This window comes from Caulobacter sp., from assembly GCF_049283275.1.
Lineage (GTDB): Bacteria > Pseudomonadota > Alphaproteobacteria > Caulobacterales > Caulobacteraceae > Caulobacter.
The window spans coordinates 1-17,910 of the sequence record NZ_JBAPVS010000070.1; the positions used below are offsets into that span (position 1 = coordinate 1).

General features: G+C 67.7%; 16 protein-coding genes. 6 read left to right on the plus strand and 10 right to left on the minus strand.

The window, feature by feature from the left end; all coding sequences use genetic code 11:
- Positions 1–73: 73 nt before the first annotated feature.
- The gene (locus WAL33_RS03385; RefSeq protein WP_422178486.1) at positions 74–1,201 is read left to right on the plus strand and encodes a serine hydrolase domain-containing protein; all 1,128 of its coding nucleotides are present in this window, start codon (positions 74–76) and stop codon (positions 1,199–1,201) included.
- Here WAL33_RS03385 and WAL33_RS03390 read toward each other — a convergent pair.
- The 4 genes from WAL33_RS03390 to WAL33_RS03405 form a co-directional block, all read right to left on the minus strand.
- Entirely contained in the window at positions 1,186–2,604 is a 1,419-nt protein-coding gene (locus WAL33_RS03390; protein ID WP_422178488.1) for an MFS transporter, read from the minus strand. The two genes, WAL33_RS03385 and WAL33_RS03390, sit on opposite strands and share 16 nt — an antisense overlap.
- A 106-nt stretch (positions 2,605–2,710) precedes the next feature.
- Complete coding sequence (gene rarD, locus WAL33_RS03395; RefSeq protein WP_422178490.1) at positions 2,711–3,619, minus strand: EamA family transporter RarD; 909 nt, start codon at positions 3,617–3,619, stop codon at positions 2,711–2,713.
- Between the two features lie 109 nt (positions 3,620–3,728).
- Positions 3,729–4,757, minus strand: coding sequence for an aspartate-semialdehyde dehydrogenase (locus tag WAL33_RS03400; RefSeq protein WP_422178492.1), 1,029 nt, complete (start codon positions 4,755–4,757; stop codon positions 3,729–3,731).
- 191 nt (positions 4,758–4,948) lie between these two features.
- Positions 4,949–5,842: a LysR family transcriptional regulator gene (locus WAL33_RS03405; protein WP_422178494.1), complete on the minus strand. Its 894-nt coding sequence runs from the start codon at positions 5,840–5,842 to the stop codon at positions 4,949–4,951.
- Between the two features lie 104 nt (positions 5,843–5,946).
- On the opposite strand from WAL33_RS03405, the gene WAL33_RS03410 reads away from it, so the two are divergent.
- Together WAL33_RS03410 and WAL33_RS03415 are read left to right on the plus strand one after the other, a co-directional pair.
- Positions 5,947–6,942, plus strand: a complete 996-nt coding sequence (locus tag WAL33_RS03410) for an aldo/keto reductase (protein WP_422178496.1) — start codon at positions 5,947–5,949, stop codon at positions 6,940–6,942.
- Positions 6,943–7,046: 104 nt separating this feature from the next.
- Positions 7,047–8,231 (plus strand): class I SAM-dependent methyltransferase, encoded by a 1,185-nt coding sequence (locus tag WAL33_RS03415; RefSeq protein ID WP_422178498.1) that lies wholly within the window; start codon positions 7,047–7,049, stop codon positions 8,229–8,231.
- 68 nt (positions 8,232–8,299) lie between these two features.
- On the opposite strand, the gene WAL33_RS03420 is transcribed toward WAL33_RS03415, so the two are convergent.
- The gene (locus WAL33_RS03420) at positions 8,300–9,436 is read right to left on the minus strand and encodes a hypothetical protein (RefSeq protein WP_422178500.1); all 1,137 of its coding nucleotides are present in this window, start codon (positions 9,434–9,436) and stop codon (positions 8,300–8,302) included.
- Positions 9,437–9,723: 287 nt separating this feature from the next.
- On the opposite strand from WAL33_RS03420, the gene WAL33_RS03425 reads away from it, so the two are divergent.
- Positions 9,724–10,773: an alpha/beta hydrolase gene (locus WAL33_RS03425; protein WP_422178502.1), complete on the plus strand. Its 1,050-nt coding sequence runs from the start codon at positions 9,724–9,726 to the stop codon at positions 10,771–10,773.
- Between the two features lie 25 nt (positions 10,774–10,798).
- Here the strand turns inward: WAL33_RS03425 and glmS are convergent, their stop codons facing one another.
- Entirely contained in the window at positions 10,799–12,619 is a 1,821-nt protein-coding gene (glmS, locus tag WAL33_RS03430) for a glutamine--fructose-6-phosphate transaminase (isomerizing) (protein WP_422178504.1), read from the minus strand.
- 221 nt (positions 12,620–12,840) lie between these two features.
- Here glmS and glmM point away from each other — a divergent pair, with 221 nt between their 5' ends.
- Positions 12,841–14,187 carry a phosphoglucosamine mutase gene (glmM, locus tag WAL33_RS03435; protein ID WP_422178506.1) on the plus strand — a complete coding sequence of 449 codons (1,347 nt, stop codon included), beginning with the start codon at positions 12,841–12,843 and terminating at the stop codon, positions 14,185–14,187.
- Between the two features lie 256 nt (positions 14,188–14,443).
- Here glmM and WAL33_RS03440 read toward each other — a convergent pair whose 3' ends face one another.
- The 4 genes from WAL33_RS03440 to WAL33_RS03455 all read right to left on the minus strand — a co-directional run bounded on the left by WAL33_RS03440 (position 14,444) and on the right by WAL33_RS03455 (position 17,231).
- Positions 14,444–15,133: an alternative oxidase gene (locus WAL33_RS03440; protein ID WP_422178508.1), complete on the minus strand. Its 690-nt coding sequence runs from the start codon at positions 15,131–15,133 to the stop codon at positions 14,444–14,446.
- A 169-nt stretch (positions 15,134–15,302) separates the two neighbouring features.
- The gene (locus WAL33_RS03445) at positions 15,303–15,608 is read right to left on the minus strand and encodes a winged helix-turn-helix domain-containing protein (protein WP_422178510.1); all 306 of its coding nucleotides are present in this window, start codon (positions 15,606–15,608) and stop codon (positions 15,303–15,305) included.
- A 2-nt stretch (positions 15,609–15,610) separates the two neighbouring features.
- Positions 15,611–16,165, minus strand: a complete 555-nt coding sequence (locus WAL33_RS03450; RefSeq protein WP_422178512.1) for a hypothetical protein — start codon at positions 16,163–16,165, stop codon at positions 15,611–15,613.
- A gap of 319 nt (positions 16,166–16,484) precedes the next feature.
- The gene (locus WAL33_RS03455; protein WP_422178514.1) at positions 16,485–17,231 is read right to left on the minus strand and encodes a DUF6065 family protein; all 747 of its coding nucleotides are present in this window, start codon (positions 17,229–17,231) and stop codon (positions 16,485–16,487) included.
- 71 nt (positions 17,232–17,302) lie between these two features.
- Between WAL33_RS03455 and WAL33_RS03460 the strand changes: the two genes are divergently transcribed.
- Complete coding sequence (locus WAL33_RS03460; RefSeq protein ID WP_422178516.1) at positions 17,303–17,809, plus strand: prolyl-tRNA synthetase associated domain-containing protein; 507 nt, start codon at positions 17,303–17,305, stop codon at positions 17,807–17,809.
- The last annotated feature ends 101 nt before the right edge of the window (positions 17,810–17,910 follow it).

A 17,910-nucleotide genomic window follows, 5' to 3' on the forward strand; every position in this document is an offset into this window, starting at 1 on the left:
GGCCACCTCCCCCAGAGGGGGAGGATCTGGCGGTGGATGACAAAGGGAAGCGCCCTGCGCTAGACCCCTTCCCATGACCGTCGACATCACCGGCTTCTGCCCCGACCGCTTCTCCGCCGTCCGCGATGCGTTCACCGCCAACTTCGAGAACGGCGGCGAGCTGGGCGCGCGGTTCAGCCTGGCCATCCACGGCGAGGTCGTCGTCGACCTGATCGGCGGCTACGCCGATCGCAAGCACGAGGTCGCGTTCGGGCCCGACACCCTGACGCCGCTGTTCTCGACCACCAAGGCCGTCGCGGCCCTGCTGATCGCCCGGCTCGTGGACCAGGGCAAGCTGACCTACGGCCAGACGGTGGCCTCGGTCTGGCCGGAGTTCGCCCAGGCCGGCAAACAGGACGTCACGGTCGGCCAGGTGATGTCGCATCAGGACGGCCTGTCGGGCTTTCCGGACGAGACCGATCCGGCGATCTGGTTCGACTGGGACGCCACCACCGCCAAGCTGGCGGCCATGGCGCCGCTGTGGCCGATCGGCTCGGCCAGCGGCTACCACCCGGTGACCTTCGGCTTCACCGCCGGCGAGATCTTCCGCCGGGTCGACGGCCGGACCATGGGAACCGCCCTGCGCGAGGACCTGGCCGAACCGCTGGGTCTGGACCTGTGGATCGGCTTGCCCGACAGCCAGCACGCCCGCTGCGCCGAGCTGATGCGGCCGACCGGCCTGCCCAAGTTCGGCGCGATGAATGAGGCGGTGAAGGCCGCCTTCATGACCAAATGGGCGGCCCCTGGCGGCCGAGGGACCGCCGATTGGCGGCGGGCCGAGATCCCCTCGGCCAACGGCCACGCCACCGCCCCGGCCCTGGCCCGGCTGATGGGCGCCCTGGCCTCGGGCGGCGAACTGGACGGCGTCCGGGTGCTGTCGCCGGCCCTGATCGCGGAAGCCTCGGCCGAGCGGATCGTCGGCCAGGACCTGGTCCTGCCCTTCGTGATCAGCTGGGGCGCGGGCTTCATGCGCAACACGCCCAACTTCTTCTACGGCCCGACGCCTCAGGCCTTCGGCCACAGCGGCTGGGGCGGCTCGTGCGCCTTCGCCGACCCCTCGCGCGGCGTGTCGGGGGCCTATGTTATGAACAAGCAGGGGATCGAGCTGATCGGCGACCCGCGCGCCGTGCGGTTGATCCAGGCGGCCTATTCGGCGCTCTGACCGGTGGTCGAGGGTTTGGGCGCGATCATCAGCCAACCCACGATCCCCGCCCCGACCGCCGCCACGGCGCTGACGCCCATCACCCACGGATAGCCCTGCGGTCCCGGCGCGAAATAGATCAGGCCCAGTACCGCCACGGCCAGCAGGCCGGCGATCCGGGCGACGGCGTTGTTGATCCCCGAGGCGACGCCCGCGTGGCTGGCGGCCACCGCGCTCATCACCGTGTTGGTCAGGGGCGCGACCGCGATGGTCATGCCCAGGGCGACCACCAGAAGGCCCGGCAGGACGCCGGTCCAGAAGCCGGAGCCGAGCCAGGGCGCGCCCAGCAGGCCAAAGCCGATCCCGGCCAGGATCGGCCCGAGGGTCAGCATCGGCCGGGCCCCGAACCGGTCGGCCGCCTTGCCGCTCACGCCCGACAGGGTCCCCATGATCAGCGAGAACGGCAGCAGGGTCGCGCCCGCCGCCGCCGCCGAATAGCCATGGCGGGCGATCAGCTCGTAGGGCAGGAAGAACAGGGCCCCCGTCAGGCCGAAATACAGCGCCAGGGTCAGCAGGTTGGCGCCGCTGAAGGTCCGCGAGCGATAGAGGGCCAGCGGCATCATCGGATGCTTCTCGCGGGCCTGGCTGACCAGGAAGCCGGCCAGCAGGGCCGCGCCGGCCGCCAGGGCCGCCCAGACCGCGGGGCTGGTCCAGCCGCGCTGACCCGCCGCCGTCAGGCCCCAGGTCACCGCGCCCAGACCCGAGGCGGCCAGGATCGCGCCGCGCCAGTCCAGGTGCTCGACCTCCGGGTCGCGGCTCTCGCGCACCGCGGCCAGGGCCAGTCCGACGGTGGCGACGGCCAGGGGGATGTTGATCAGGAAGATGGCGCGCCACGAGACGTGGTCGACCAGCCAGCCGCCCAGCACCGGGCCGATGGCCGTGGTCACCGAGGCGAAGCCCGCCCAGGCGCCGATCGCCGCGCCGCGCTCGGTGTCGTCGAAGGTCGAACCCAGGATCGCCAGGCTGGCCGGCACCAGCAGGGCCGCGGCGATCCCCTGCACGGCGCGGGCGGCGATCAGCCAGCCGGCGTCCGGGGCCAGGGCGCAGCCCAGCGAGGCCGCCGCGAACAGCAGGACGCCGATCACGAACACCCGCCGTCGTCCATAGCGGTCGCCGGCCGAACCGCCGATCAGCACCAGGGCGCCCAGCAGCAGCAGGTAGGCGTTGACGATCCACTGCACCTGACCGGCGTCGGCCTTCAGGGCGGTGCGCATGGCCGGCAGGGCGACATTGACCACCGAGCCGTCGATGAAGGCCATGCTCGAGCCCAGCACCGTGGCGGCCAGGGCCAGGCGCTTGCGCGGCGCAGGGCCGTCCGAACCGCGACAGGCCCGGATGACGCCTTCGTCGCACGGGGGATGCACGGGACCGGTCATGGATGGGGAGGATGGCGTGAATGCAGCCGGGTCGCCAATCCCATTTCAACCGCTCATCCCGGCGAATGCCGGGATGAGCGGATCTAAAAGGAAATCAAACCGCCACCGCCCGCGTCCGCTTCCACGCCCCGTAGGCGAACACCGCCACGCCCAGCCAGATGAACACGAACGACAGGGCGCGCATCGGCGTGAAGGCCTCGCCCAGGGCGACGCCGATCAGGAACTGCAGGGTCGGGGCGATGAACTGCAAAAAGCCCATGGCGCTGAGCGGCATGCGGCGGGCCGACCAGGCGAACAGGGCCAGGGGCACGACGGTGGCCGGTCCGGCCAGCAGCAGCAGGGTGGTCACGCCGATCCCCGTTCCCAGGTGGCCGACGCCGGTCGCCTGCAGGTGCAGCACGTAGGCCAGCCCCGGCACGGCCAGGTAGGCGCACTCGATGAACAGGCCGGTCTGGGCGTCGGCCTTCACCTGCTTGCGCAGGATGGCGTAGATGCAGAAGCTCAGCGCCACGCCCAGCGAGATCACCGGCAGGTGGCCCAGGGCGGCCGTCTGGATCGCCACGCCCACCACCGCCAGGCCGATGGCGATCGCGCCCTCGCGGCTGATCCGCTCGCGGAACAGCAGGGCCCCGGCCGCCATGTTCATCAGCGGGTTGATGTAATAGCCGAGGCTGGCCTCGATCACGTGGTTGGCGTTGACCGCGAACACGTAGATCGACCAGTTGGTGAAGATGGCGATCGTCGAGAGCGCCAGCACCAGCAAGGTCTTGGGCTGGCGCAGCACGGCCGCGACCTGCCCGCCCTGCTTGGCCAGCAGCACCGCGAGGAACGCCCAAGGGGCGGCCCACAGGGTGCGGTGGGCGATCATCTCCCAGGAGCTGACGCCCAGGATCGACAGCAGGTGGAAATACAGCGGCAGGAAGCCCCACAGCAGGTAGCAGCCCACCCCGGCGATCAAGGCTGTCCGGGCTTCATCCGGGCTCTTGGTCAAATCCGCCGACATACTTCATTCCCCTCGAATCTCTGGTGCGGTCGCAAATGAAAAAGGGCTCCCGGGACCTGATGTCCCGGAAGCCCCTGAAATCGTCCACCCGCTTGTTGCGGAAGGCGGCTTAGGCCGGGAGTTTCTGCTTGATGAGACCCTTCTCATGCAGCAGCTGCGCGATCTGCACGGCGTTCAGCGCCGCGCCCTTGCGCAGGTTGTCGGCCACGCACCACAGCGCGATGCCGTTTTCCACGGTCGGGTCGGTTCGGATGCGCGAGACATAGACCGGGAACTCGCCGGCGCTTTCCTTCGGCGTCATGTAGCCGCCGTCCTCGCGCTTATCGACCACCTGCACGCCGTCGGCGTCGCGCAGGATCTCGCGGACGTCGTCCTCGTCCAGCGGGGTCTCGAACTCGATGTTCACCGACTCGGCATGGCCGACCATGACCGGCACGCGCACGCAGGTGGCGGTCAGCTTGATGGAGGGGTCCAAGATCTTCTTGGTCTCCATCATCATCTTCCACTCTTCCTTGGTGAAGCCGTCTTCCATGAAGACGTCGATGTGGGGGATGACGTTGAAGGCGATCTGCTTGGTGAACTTCTTGGGCGGCGGGGCGCCCAGGACGAACACGCCCTTGGTCTGCTCCCACAGCTCGTCCATGCCTTCCTTGCCCGCGCCCGAGACCGACTGGTAGGTCGAGACGACCACCCGCTTGATCTTGGCTTCGGCGTGCAGGGGAGCCAGCACCACCACCAGCTGCGCCGTGGAGCAGTTGGGGTTGGCGATGATGTTCTTGGGCAGCTTGTTGACGGCGTCGGGGTTCACTTCCGGCACCACCAGCGGCACGTCCGGATCCATCCGGAAGTGGCTGGAATTGTCGATGACGATCGGGCCGGCCGCGCCGATCTTCTCGCCCCAGGCCTTGGAGATGGCGCCGCCGGCGCTCATCAGCACGATATCGACCTTGGAGAAGTCGAACTGCTCCAGGTCCTCGCAGTGCAGGGTCTTGTTTCCGAACGAGACTTCCACGCCGATGGATTTGCGGCTCGCGATCGCATGCATCTTGTCCACGGGGAACTTCAGTTCCTCGAGGATGTTGAACATCTCACGGCCCACATTGCCCGTGGCGCCGACCACGGCGACCCGGTAACCCATCGCAGCCTCCAATTCATGTCTTGAGCCCGCCCATCGACGGCGGGAGCGGACCCGTTACGCCCCGAGAGCCCTGGACGCAAGAACAGGCTTTCTAATGCGGCGCTCAGCGCAGGGCGTAGGGGGCAGATTTCACCCGTACTGGACGGGTTCTGCACGAGGCGGCGTGACGGCGGTGGCGCGTCCAGCGGCGCCTACTTCCGCTCCGCCTTCACGAAATCCACGAACGCCCGCAGCGGCGCGGGCATGTGGCGACGGCTGGGATAATAGAGATAGGGCCCGCTGAACGGCGGCAGCCAGTCGTCGAGCACGGTCTCCAGCCGTCCCGCGGCGATGGCCGGGGCCACGAAGCCCTCGAAGGTGGCCAGCAGACCCACCCCCGCCTCGGCGGCGGCGATCTCCAGCTCGCCGCTGTTGGTGATCAGCGGCCCCTCGGGCTGGACGCGGATCACCTCGCCCTGCTTCTCGAACTCCCAGGCATAGCTGGTCCCGCTGGCGAAGCGGTGGCGGATGCAGGGATGGTTCAGCACCTCGCGCGGATGGACCGGGCGGCCGTGCTTTGCGAAATAGGCCGGCGAGGCGACCACCACGAACCGCTGCGGCCCGGCCAGGGGCACGGCGATCATGTCCTTCTCCAGCCGCTCGTCGTAGCGCACCCCGGCGTCGTAACCGGCGGCCAGCACGTCGACGAAGGCGTCGTCGGCCGTGACCTCGACCCGCACGCCGGGATGGGCGGCCAGGAAGCGGGGGATCAGGTCGGGGAAGACGATCCGTGACACCGCGCCCGGCACGTTCAGCTTCAGGGCGCCGATCGGGCTGTCGCGGAAGGCGTTGACCTCGTCCAGGGCCAGGCCGACGTCGGCCAGGGCGGGGGTCAGCCTGGCCAGCAGCCGCTCGCCGGCCTCGGTGGGGGTGACGCTGCGGGTTGTGCGGTTGAGCAGGCGCACGCCCAGAGCCGCCTCCAGCCGGCGCAGGGCTTCGGAAAGCGACGAGGCCGAGACCCCGCGCAGGCTCGCCGCGCCTCGAAAGCTGCGGGCCCGCGCCACGGCGGTGAAGGCGTCGAGATCGGCAAGGTCGGGCTGGGCCATTGTGCGATTTTCCGAACAGCTCGTGCGGTGATGAACGGATTATCGCACGAGAAGCGGCGGCGCATAGTCCCGTCATCGAACATCACCGACTTCGGAGACTTCCCATGCAAACGCGTCAACTCGGCAAGACCGGTCCGGTCGTCTCGGCCCTGGGCCTGGGCGCCATGGGCATGTCGGGCATGTACGGACCGTCCGACCGCGCCGAGAGCCTGGCCACGATCGATGCCGCCCTGGAGGCCGGGATCACCTTGATCGACACCGGCGACTTCTACGGCATGGGCCACAACGAGATGCTGATCGGCGAAGCCCTGAAAGGCTCCAAGCGCGATCAGGCGGTCATCTCCGTCAAGTTCGGCGCCCAGCGCGATCCCGGGGCCGGCTGGATCGGCTTCGACGGCCGCCCGGCGGCGGTGAAGACCGCCCTGGCCTATACGCTGCAGCGCCTGGGCGTCGACCACATCGACATCTACCGCCCGGCCCGCCTGGACCCCAACGTGCCGATCGAGGACACCGTCGGGGCCATCGCCGACATGGTCCAGGCCGGCTATGTGCGCCACATCGGCCTGTCGGAGATGGGCGTCGAAACCATCCGCAAGGCCCATGCCGTCCATCCGATCGTCGACCTGCAGATCGAGTACGCGCTGATCACCCGCGGGGTCGAGGACAAGATCCTGCCGGTCCTGCGCGAGCTGGGCATCGGCATGACCGCCTACGGCGTGCTGTCGCGCGGCCTGATCAGCGGCCACTGGGACAAGGACCAGGGCAAGGCCGCGGGCGACTTCCGCAGCCATTCCCCGCGTTTCCAGGGCGACAATGTCGACAAGAACCTGACCCTGGTCGAGGCCCTGCGGAAGATCGCGCAGGAGAAGGGCGTCAGCGTCGCCCAGATCGCCATCGCCTGGGTGGCGGCCCAGGGCGACGACATCGTGCCGCTGGTCGGAGCCCGCACCCGCGCGCGTCTCGCCGAGTCGCTGGGCGCCCTGGACGTCGTCCTGTCGGCCGGCGACCTGGCCGCGATCGAGCACGCCGTGCCCAAGGACGCGGCGGCGGGCACGCGCTACGCCGAAGCCCAGATGGCCCACCTCGACAGCGAGCACTGACCGGTTCGCGGGCCTCTTTGGCTTTTTAGGTGGGGTTTTCAAGGGGAGCCGGACGAAAATTTCGGTCTGTCAAAGGCCGCGAAGCTGGGTTTAGTTTCGCGGCCATGATCGAAGCGCTGCTGAAAAAGATGGTCAAGGTCGGCGACCTGACCGTCCACCTGCCCAATGGTTCGACGACCAAGGCCGGCGACGGCTCGGGTCCGTCGGTGACGATGCGGGTCAACGGGCGCGGCCTGCGCCGCCTGGTGGCCAATCCCAGCCTCGGCCTCGGCGAGGCCTATATGGAAGGCGATCTGAAGATCGAGCAGGGGACCCTGTGGGACCTGCTGGAGATCGTCGGCAAGAGCGGCGGCCGCACGCCCAAGCGCGGCACGCCGCTGACCCGGGCCCGCAAGGCGCTCAAGCGCACGGTGCAGTCGGTCAACGACCGCATCGCCTCGCGCCGCAACGTCGCCCACCACTACGACGTGGGCAACGAGCTGTACAAACGCTTCCTCGACAAGGACATGCAGTACAGCTGCGCCTATTTCGCGCGGCCCGACATGACGCTGGAAGAGGCCCAGGTCGCCAAGAAGGCCCATATCGGCGCCAAGCTGAACATCACGCCGGGCATGAAGGTGCTGGACATCGGCTCGGGCTGGGGCGGCATGTCCCTGACCCTGGCGGCCGACCACGGGGCGAAGATGACGGGGGTCACCCTGTCGACCGAGCAACTGGCCCTGGCCAGGGAGCGCGCCGAAAAGGCGGGGCTGTCCGACCAGGTCGAGTTCCGCCTGACCGACTATCGCGACCTCGACGAGACCTTCGACCGCATCGTCTCGGTCGGCATGCTGGAGCACGTGGGCGCGCCGAACTTCCAGACCTATTTCGACACCGTCAAACGGTTGCTGGCCGACGACGGCAGCGCGGTGATCCATTCGATCGGCCGCATGAGCGGCCCCGGCGCGACCAACGCCTTCACGGCCAAGTACATTTTCCCAGGCGGCTACATCCCGGGCCTGTCGGAGATCGTCAAGGCGATCGAGGCGGCCGGCCTGTGGATCACCGACATCGAGATCCTGCGCCTGCACTACGCCGAGACCTGCAAGCACTGGCGCCTGCGGTTCCTGGCCGATCCGGACATCCCTTTGATGTTCGACGAGCGGTTCCGGCGGATGTGGGAATTCTACCTGTGCGGAGCCGAGCTGGGCTTCCGCTACGGCGGCCACATGGTCTTCCAGATCCAGGTGGCCAAGAAGGTGGGCGCCCTGCCGATCACCCGTGACTACATGTTCGACGGCGAGCGCTGAACCCACGGCGCCCGGTGGAAAATTCCCGGACGCCGTGGGGCGGACGCTAGATCAGGCGTCCGAGCCGGTTAGACGCGGTTGCCGGTCGAGTTCGGGTTGGTCACGCCCGTCTGGGCGCCGAGGTTGTTGTCACGCAGGTCGTTGCCGACCAGCAGGACCTCGGCGTTGGTCACCACGCCCCAGTCCTGCTGACCGCCGATCGAGCGGGCCCGCACGCCGCTGACCACGCCCGAACCGCTCACGAAGAAGTAGATGCCGTTCGAGCGGCCCACGTTCCTCAGCCGTCCGTTGGCCAGGAACTGGCCGCCGGTGATCGTGACGTCCGGGCAGTTGGCCAGGATGCCGTCCTGGCCGTTGTTGGTGATGATGGTCGGGCCGACCTGGACCTGATGGTTGTGATCGGACAGGTAGATGCCGCAGTCGCCCGAGAGCTCGATGAACCCTGGCCTGATCAGGTGCTGACCGCCCCAGGTGTCCAGATAGATCCCGTGACCCCCGTCCTCGCCGTAGAAGCCGCCGTCGATGCGGATGCTGGCGATCGGATTGGTCTGCAGGCCGAGAGCCGCCACGCCGTGACCGGTGTTCTTGTAGGTGACGCAGGTCTCCAGGGCGCCGACCGAGGTGGCCGGAGCGGTCCCCTGGCTGGCGTAGTGGTAACCGTCGCCGCCGTTGAGGGTCGCGGTGCATTTGGTCAGGTAGTACTGCAGCGGGTTGTGGGCGTAGGCGCCGTTCGAGGTGAAGCTGAAGCCGTGCGAGACGTTGTTCGACGCGCCGCAGTTCACCAGCGTGGTGTAGGCGGTCATGCCCAGGTTCCAACCGATGTAGTTGAAATTGGCGCGCACGTTGGTGATCACGCCGTTGTCCCAGCTGTAGTTGGCGGCCACCTGCAGCTTGACCCCGTCGCCGCCGGGCGCGGTCGCAACGCCCAGATGGTCGACGGTGAAGTCCGCCATCGTGACGTAGTCCGTGGCCGCCGGGATCAGGATCACCGGCTGGGAGGCGTTGTTCGAGCGCAGGAAGGTCACGCCGATCCCGCAGCCCTTCAGCGCCGTGCCGCCGCGGGGAAACTGCACCGGGGCGCTGACGGTGTAGACCTTGGCCAGCATGCGCACCTCGTTCGAGGCGACAAACGCGCGCTGGAAGCTCAGCGTGTCGTCCGGATCGCCCGGCAGGCGATAGTCGTCGGCGAAAACGTAATTGGTCATTTCAATTCTCCAAATTTTTCAAAAACATAGCTGCTAAAATTGCAGAACCGCCGCGCCTTGGGCCGCTTGTCGGGCGGCGCTTGAGAGCAGCGATAGGTTCAATCTAGAGAGGCGTTGCGTCAGATTCGGACGTCAAGTGTTCCTATTTTGTTCTCATTATCACGCGAACCGAAACCCATGGCCGCGGGCTTGAAGTCGGTCGCAATTAAGCCTCACTGTCGGGCGTTTCTTTTCGCACTGAAGTTGAGTGGCGTGGCGTTCTCCCTGGATGTGACACGGAGAGTCCGATGATCCGGCTTGGCCTGCTGCTCGTGGCCTTCATCGCCCTGCTCGCGGCCCCGCCCGCCCTGGCCCAGAGCCAGGTTCGGGATTTCGAGATCGCCTCGAAGGCTTTCGATGGCGCCAGGATCGGCATCAGCGGCCAGCGGCGCGCGCGGGTCTATCTGCCGGACGGCTACGAGAGCTCCGGGCGGCGCTATCCGGTGATCTACTATCTGCACAACATCTTCGAGGACGAGCGCGCCGCCTTCGACCAGCATGACCTGAAAGGGCTGCTGGATCGGGCGATCAAGGCCGGGACGATCCCGCCGGTGATCGTGGTCGCCGCCGACTTCAGCACGCCGCTGGGCGGTTCGATCTACGCCAACTCACCGGTCACGGGGAACTGGCGCGACTTCATGGTCAAGGATCTGGTCCCCTGGACGGACGGCCAGTTCCGCACGCTGGCGACACGCGACTCGCGAGGCCTGGCCGGCGACCGGATGGGCGGACACGGCGCCATCGCCTTCGGCATGCGCCATCCCGACGTATTCGGCGCGGTCTACGCCCTGCATCCGGTCGGCACGGGGCTGGGACTGCAGACCATGTCCTCGCGGCCCAACTTCGACCTGCTGCAGGGCGCCAGGTCGCTGGACGACCTGAAGGCCGATCCGTTCTCGCAGCTGTTCACCGCCATCTACCAGGCCCACCTGCCCAACCCGGCCAAGCCGCCGCTCTATGTCGACCTGCCGGCCCGCAAGGTGGACGGCAAGCTGGTCATCGACGCGGCCCTGACCGAGAAGCTGCAGGACGGCTTCCTGCTGGACCGCGCGGTGGGACGCTACGCCGACAACCTCAAGACCCTGCGCGGCTTCAAGTTCGACTGGACGCGGGGCGACCCCAATCCCGACCACGTGGTCTCCAACCAGGCCTTCTCGCGCCTGCTGACCGAATACGGCGTGCCGCACGAGGCCGAGGAATATGTCGGCGGCTGGGGCGACCGCACCTGGGGCGAGACGGGCCGGGTCCAGACCGACCTGCTGCCGTTCTTCGCCCGGACGCTGGTGTTCGCGCCCTAGGCTTTCGCGCCGCGGACGCCGCGGGCTATTCCACTGTCACCGACTTGGCCAGGTTGCGCGGCTGGTCGACGTCCGCGCCCTTCACCACGGCCACGTGATAGGCCAGCAGCTGGATCGGGGCCGACATCACCAGGGTCGAGACCAGCGGGTCGCTGGCCGGGGCGGTGACCACCACTCGGGCGCCGGCCGGGGCGTGCTTTGCGCCTTCCGGATCGGTGATGAACACCACCTGGCCGCCGCGGGCCATCACCTCGCTCATGTTCGAGGCCGACTTCTCGAAATAGCTGTCATAGGGGGCCAGGATGATGATCGGGGTCTGGTCGTCGACCAGGGCGATCGGGCCGTGCTTCAGCTCGCCGGCCGCGTAGCCCTCGGCGTGGATGTAGCTGATCTCCTTCAGCTTCAGCGCGCCTTCCAGGGCCAGGGCCGACATCGGGCCGCGCCCCAGGAACAGCACGTCCCTGGCCTTGGCGATGTCGACGGCGATCTCCTTGAGGGCGTCCTCCAGGCCGATGGCCTCGGCGATCAGGCGCGGGGCCTCCAGCAGCACCCGGACCATCCGCTGCTCTTCGGCCTCATCGATCCTGCCGCGCGCCTTGGCCGCGGCCACGGCCAGGGCGATCATCACGCTGACCTGGGCGGTGAAGGCCTTGGTCGAGGCCACGCCGATCTCGGGTCCGCAATGGATGGGCAGGACCACGTCGACCTCGCGGGCCATGGTCGACTCTGTGGCGTTGACCACCACGGCGCTGCGCATGCCCTTGGCCTGGCAGTAGCGCAGGGCCGCCAGGGTGTCGGCGGTCTCGCCCGACTGCGACATGGCGATGACCAGCGAGCCGGCGCGCAGGGCCGGCTGGCGATAACGGAACTCCGAAGCGACCTCGACATCGACCGGCAGGTCGGCCAGCTGCTCGATCAGGTACTTGCCGATCACCCCGGCGATATAGGAGGTGCCGCAGGCGACGATCTGGATGCGCTCCAGATCGGCCAGGCCCAGGCCCTCGGGCATGGCCGTGCGGTTGCTGATCGCGTCGACATAGGCCGAGATGGTGTGCTGGCAGCCCTCCGGCTGATCATGGATCTCCTTTTCCATGAAGTGCCGGTAGTTGCCCTTCTCCATCAGCACGGCCGAGGCGGGGACCACCTTGATCGGCCGGTCGACGGGCGCGCCGGCCTGGTCGAAGATCCTGGCGCCGGCATGGTCGATGATCGCGTGGTCGCCGTCGTGCAGATAGGCGATGCGGTTGGTGAACGGACCCAGGGCCAGGCCGTCGGAGCCGACGAACATCTCGCCGTCGCCATAGCCCAGGGCCAGCGGCGGGCCGTTGCGGGCCGCCAGGATGGTCTCGTCCTCGCCGCCGACCAGGATGCAAAGGGCGAAGGCGCCGCGCAGGCGCTTGAGCGTGGCCTGAAACGCGTCCAGCGGCGACAGGCCGGTGGCCAGTTCGGCGTCCAGCAGGTGGGCGACCACCTCGGTGTCGGTGTCGCTTTGGAACTCCCGGCCGGCGGCGACCAGTTCGGACTTCAGTTCGGCGAAGTTCTCGATGATGCCGTTGTGGACCACCGCCACGCGCCCGACGATGTGCGGGTGGGCGTTGCGCAGGGTCGGGGCGCCGTGGGTGGCCCAGCGGGTGTGGCCGATGCCGGTGGTGGCGATCAGCGGTTCATGCGCCAGCAGGCTTTCCAGCTCGCGCAGCTTGCCGGGCGCGCGGCGGCGCTGCAGCACCCCGTCCACCTGGGCGGCGACGCCGGCCGAATCATAGCCGCGGTATTCCAGCCGCTTGAGGCTCTCGACCAGGCGGTCCGCGACGGGCTGTTTTCCGACGATGCCGATGATGCCGCACATGGGCCATGATCCTTTGTAGAACACCGCGCCTGGGACTATTGCTGTCGACACGGTTTATTTCGAGCGCCGCCTTTAGCATTCGCTTCAGCACGGCTCTCATAAATCTGCATTTCGGATCGTTTCGCGTTCCGATCGAGACCCCGGGTCATTCCGAAGGAATGACCCCAACCGGACAATTGGAGCGTGACGGTGTCACGCTCAGGCGAGACAAGATCAAGACCATGAGCAAGCGCGCCTATTTCGGCACCGACGGCATCCGCGGCCAGGCCAACAAGCATCCGATGACCGCCGAGGTCGCCCTGCGGGTCGGCCTGGCGGCCGGCAAGCTGTTCCGTTCGCAGGACGACCGCCGCCACCTGGTGGTGATCGGCAAGGACACCCGGCTGTCGGGCTACATGATCGAACCGGCCCTGGTCGCCGGCTTCGCCAGCGTTGGCATGGACGTGCGCCTGTTCGGTCCGCTGCCGACCCCGGCCGTGGCGATGATGACCCGCTCGATGCGGGCCGACCTGGGGGTGATGATCTCGGCCTCGCACAACAATTTCGCCGACAACGGCATCAAGCTGTTCGGTCCCGACGGCTACAAGCTGTCGGACGCCCAGGAGCTGAAGATCGAGGCCCTGATGGACGAGGGCCTGCAGGAAGGCCTGGCCTCGCCGCGCGACCTGGGACGGGTCAAGCGCATCGACGACGCCCAGGCCCGCTATATCGAGATCGTCAAGGCCACCTTCCCGCGCCATATGAGCCTGGCGGGTCTGCGCATCGTCATCGATTGCGCCCACGGCGCGGCCTACAAGGTCGCCCCCGAAGCCCTCTACGAGCTGGGCGCCGAGGTGTTCCCGATCGGGGTCGCTCCCAACGGCACCAACATCAACGCCGAGTGCGGCTCGACCCATCCCGAGACCATGGCCAAGCTGGTGCGCGAATACCGCGCCGACATCGGCATCGCCCTGGACGGCGACGCCGACCGGTTGGTGATCTGCGACGAGAAGGGCGTGGTGGTCGACGGCGACCAGATCATGGCCATCGTCGCCCTGGCCTTCGCCAAGGCCGGCAAGCTGAACGCCGGCGGCGTGGTCGCCACCGTGATGTCCAATCTGGGCCTCGAGCGCCTGATGACCGACAACGGCCTGACCCTTGAGCGCACCAGCGTCGGCGACCGCTATGTGATGGCCCGCATGCGCGAGGGCGGCTTCAACATCGGCGGCGAGCAGTCGGGCCACGTGATCCTGTCGGATTTCTCGACCACGGGCGACGGCCTGATCGCCGCCCTGCAGGTGCTGGCGGTGATGATCCAGACCGGCAAGCCGATGAGCGCCCTGGGCCGCCAGTTCGAGCCGGTGCCGCAGCTTTTGGAGAACGTCCGCTTCGCCGGCGGCAAGCCGCTGGAGCACAAGACCGTCATGGAGGCCATCGCCGACGGCGAGGCCCAGCTGAACGGCGCGGGCCGCATCGTGGTCCGCCCGTCCGGCACCGAGCCCCTGATCCGCATCATGGCCGAGGGCGACGACCCGGCCCTGGTCAAGAAGGTGGTCAAGTCGATCGTCTCGGCGGTGAAGGCCGTCTAGAGGCTGACGACGTTCGGCCCGTTTCAGCCCATCCCTTTCCAGCCGTCATTCCCGCCCTTGTGGCGGGAACCCCTGGTTCAGCTGACGTTGAAGCGCCTTGGCGCGCTGGCGCGCCACACTCCTGCCCGTTCGGCGGACAGAGAGGTTCTCGCCACAAGGGCGGGAATGACGAAGCTTTTTGGGTGGAGCACCAGGCAGCAAAGCGCCCCGAGGAGGGGACCTCGGGGCGCGTGCGGACCTAAGCGGGGAGGCGGCGTCAGGCCGCCGCTTTCCAGTTCGGCTCCAGCACCACATGCGGCGGGCAAGGGGCGATCACCCCTTGCGGCAGGCCGCGCAGTTCGTTGGCGAAGCTGTGATTGACGTCGCGGTGGTGGGCCTCGTCGGCGCGGACCACCTCGACCACGTCACGCAGCGTGGCGCCGGCGGGCAGGCTCCAGTAGTCCAGCGCGATCTGCGGCGCCGGCACGTTCTCGGAGCGGCCCTCGTCGATCTCGGCCAGATAGTGGGTGTAGCTGATCACCGCTTCTTCCTCGAAATAGCCGACCACGCGGTGGGCGGTCTTGGAGGAGACGAGGTAGAGGCCGAAGAAGAACAGGTAGAAAACCCACTGGGCGGCGACGACTACGAAGCGTTCGAACAGCGTCGGCTTGGCGACCTCGATGAAGGTCATCAGGTGCATGCGTTCGTTCTCGGCCTCGTCCATCAGGGTCTTGATCCAACCCTTGTCGCTTTCCATCCGGCGCAGGCACTTCAGGTGGGTCAGGGTGGCGCCGACCATGCCGGGCACGGCGGCCACGGTTTCCAGCACCACCGCGCGGTGGCCGTAGCGCTTGGCGAAGAAGGTGTCGGCGCAGAACCGCAGCGCCTTGACGAAGCCGTAGGCGACAGCGTCCGACGCGCCCTTGGGCTGGTGGTGAACGGCGAGGTCGATGGGCTGGTGGGTCATCGTCTTGGTCCTGAAGTCCCCGAGGTCCGCGCGACGCGGGAACGGGTTCGACTGACCGTCTCAATAGCCCTCCCCCGGGGGCGGGAATATTCGGGGCCCACCCCTAAGGGGTTCTGCGCTAAGGGGGTTTGCGTATCCCCTTACCGCATCCGTCCTCCAAGGCGGCGCGTCAGTCGTCGCCGTCCACGCCCTCGACCACGGCCCGCAGATAGTCCACGTGGCGGCGGAACGCCTTGCGGCCGACCGGCGTCAGGGCCACGCGGGTGCGGGGCCGCTTGCCGACGAAGTCCTTGGCGATCTCGACATAGCCGGCCTTCTCCAGGGTGGTCAGGTGGCTGCCCAGATTGCCGTCGGTCGCCTGGGTGATGGTCTTCAGGCGCGAGAATTCCACGGGGTCGGCGTCGCGCTCGGCGTGCAGCGCGGCCATGATCTTCAGCCGCAGGGGCTGATGGATCAGCTCGTCCAACTGCGCCATGCTCACGCCCTCCGCAGCCACAGGCCGGCCACGAACAGCCCGCCGCCGCCGACCGCCGCCATCCAGAAGGCCAGCCAAGGCTGGAAGAAGAAGTAGCCGACCAGGCTGGCGGCGAACACCGCCGCGCCGATCCACAGGTAGCGCGGGGCGTAGGCGATGCCGACGCCGGCATAGACCAGGCCGGTCACCACGCCCGGATAGGCGATCGCGGTGGCCGTGGAGGTCGGCTGGAAGAGCGCTAAGGTGGCGGCGTAGAAGACCAGGATGGCCAGGACGCCGGCCATGATCTTCCAGCCCTGTCCGGTCCTGGCCGCGCCCTTGCCGGCCCGGCTGAGCAGGATCGTCGCCACCACGCCGATCCCGTCCAGCACCAGCCAGATCAGACCCCATTGCTCAGGCTCCAGCAGGCCCATGGCCGTATAGCCCAGGGCCCAGATCACGCCCCAGGCCATCAGGATCGGCCCGGCCACGTGATAGCCCTTCAGCAGCCGGCTGCGGCCGGCCGTGCTCTCGATATCGGTCAGGGCGGACACCGCCTCGCTCCTGGAAATGCCCATGGCGATCCTCTCGTGACGTGAGTGTTCAGAGTTCTCTGTAATTCAGAGTGACATATCTGAATACTCTGTCAAGCAGAGTGTCTGGCATGGAATAGGAACCCGATGGAGTGGGCGGAGCGACGCATGGGGAGCGTATCGACATTCAAGCGCCCTGCGTTCTCCTCGTCCTTCGATAAGCTCAGGATGAGGATTTCTACGGCTAGGGCCGCACTAGGGTCCTCAGCCCACAATGGTCCTCATCCTGAGCTTGTCGAAGGACGAGGACCACGCACGGCGCTTGAAGTCGCCGCACCCTAGGCGAAGATCTCCGGTCGGGTCTTCACGAGCCCAGCTTCGGCGCCTTGAGCCGGCGCTTGTTGACGTGGGCCGTCGGGGCGGGGGCCTCGACCTCTTCGGGGTATTCGCCCTTGAAGTAGAAGCGCTGCCACGCCTCCTTCATCGCCTCGGGTTCGCGCTTGAAGATCCGGGCGTTGAAGTCCCCGCGCTGGGCGGCCCAGGCGTCGTACTGTTTGCGCAGGTCGAGGTTGGAGTTCATCGAGCGGATCACCGGCTGCACCTGCTCCAGCGGCTTGTCCTGGATCATCATGAAGAAGCAGAACGGCTCGCCCTTTTCGAAGCGGATTGTGCCGGGGCGGGTGAACAGCCAGTTCATCGTGAAGGGAAAGGGCAGCCAGTCGGTCTCGACCAGCCCGGCCAGCGGCTGGATGCCGTCCTTGATGTGATTGGGCGGACCCATGGTCCAGATCGACCAGCCCGGCGGGGTGCGGAACAGATAGCCGGTGTGGAAGGTGACGGTGCCGCGCGAGAAGTGCGACTTCACGAAATCATCGAAACCCGGATACGGATGGTCGGGCCGGAAGGTGATGCAGCTCTGGTGCGCTCCGCCGTCCCAGGTGGCCGTGAAGCCCACCGGGCACAGGATCTCCCAGCCGGTGGTGTTGGCCATGGTCAGCGGCAGGCAGCGATAGGGGTGGCGGTCGGCGAAGTGGTCCATCCAGGCCCGCTGGGGCCGTCCCGGCACGATTTCGGGCGGACGGTTCTCGGTCGGGTAGCACTCCAGTTCCATGCTGGCTCTCTTCTTCCCTAACTGGTCTTGAGTCTGGTCTAGCGGCAGCGAGCTCGGCTAGGAAGTCCCCCATGAAGAGCCGCGCCGACCTGTTTTCCTTCCTCGACGCCCACGGCGTCGCCCATTCCACGCTCGATCACCCGCCGGTGTTCCGGGTGGAGGAGGGCTTGGAGATCAAGGCGGCCCTGCCCGGCGGCCACACCAAGAACCTGTTCCTCAAGGACGCCAAGGGCCAGCTGTGGCTGATCTCGGCCCTGGGCGAGACGGCGATCGATCTGAAGCGGCTGCACACGGTGATCGGCTCGGGCCGGCTGTCGTTCGGCAATGCGGAGCTGATGCTCGAGACCCTGGGCGTGACCCCGGGCTCGGTCACCGCCTTGGGCCTGATCAACGACGTCGCGCACCGCGTGCGCTTCGTGCTCGACGCCGCCCTGGCCCAGGCCGATCCGGTCAATTTCCACCCGCTGGCCAACGACGCCACCACGGCCGTCTCGCAGGATGGCTTCCGGCGGTTCCTGGCGGCGCTGGGAATCACGCCGATGATCGTCGATTTCGCGGCCATGACGGTGGTTCAATAAGGCGCTTCCCCCGATTGCGATCCGCGCGCCGAGGGACCATCTTGACCGCCAAGACGGACGCTCCGATCCCGCCCGCCGATCCGTTCGGCGGCCCCGTGCGT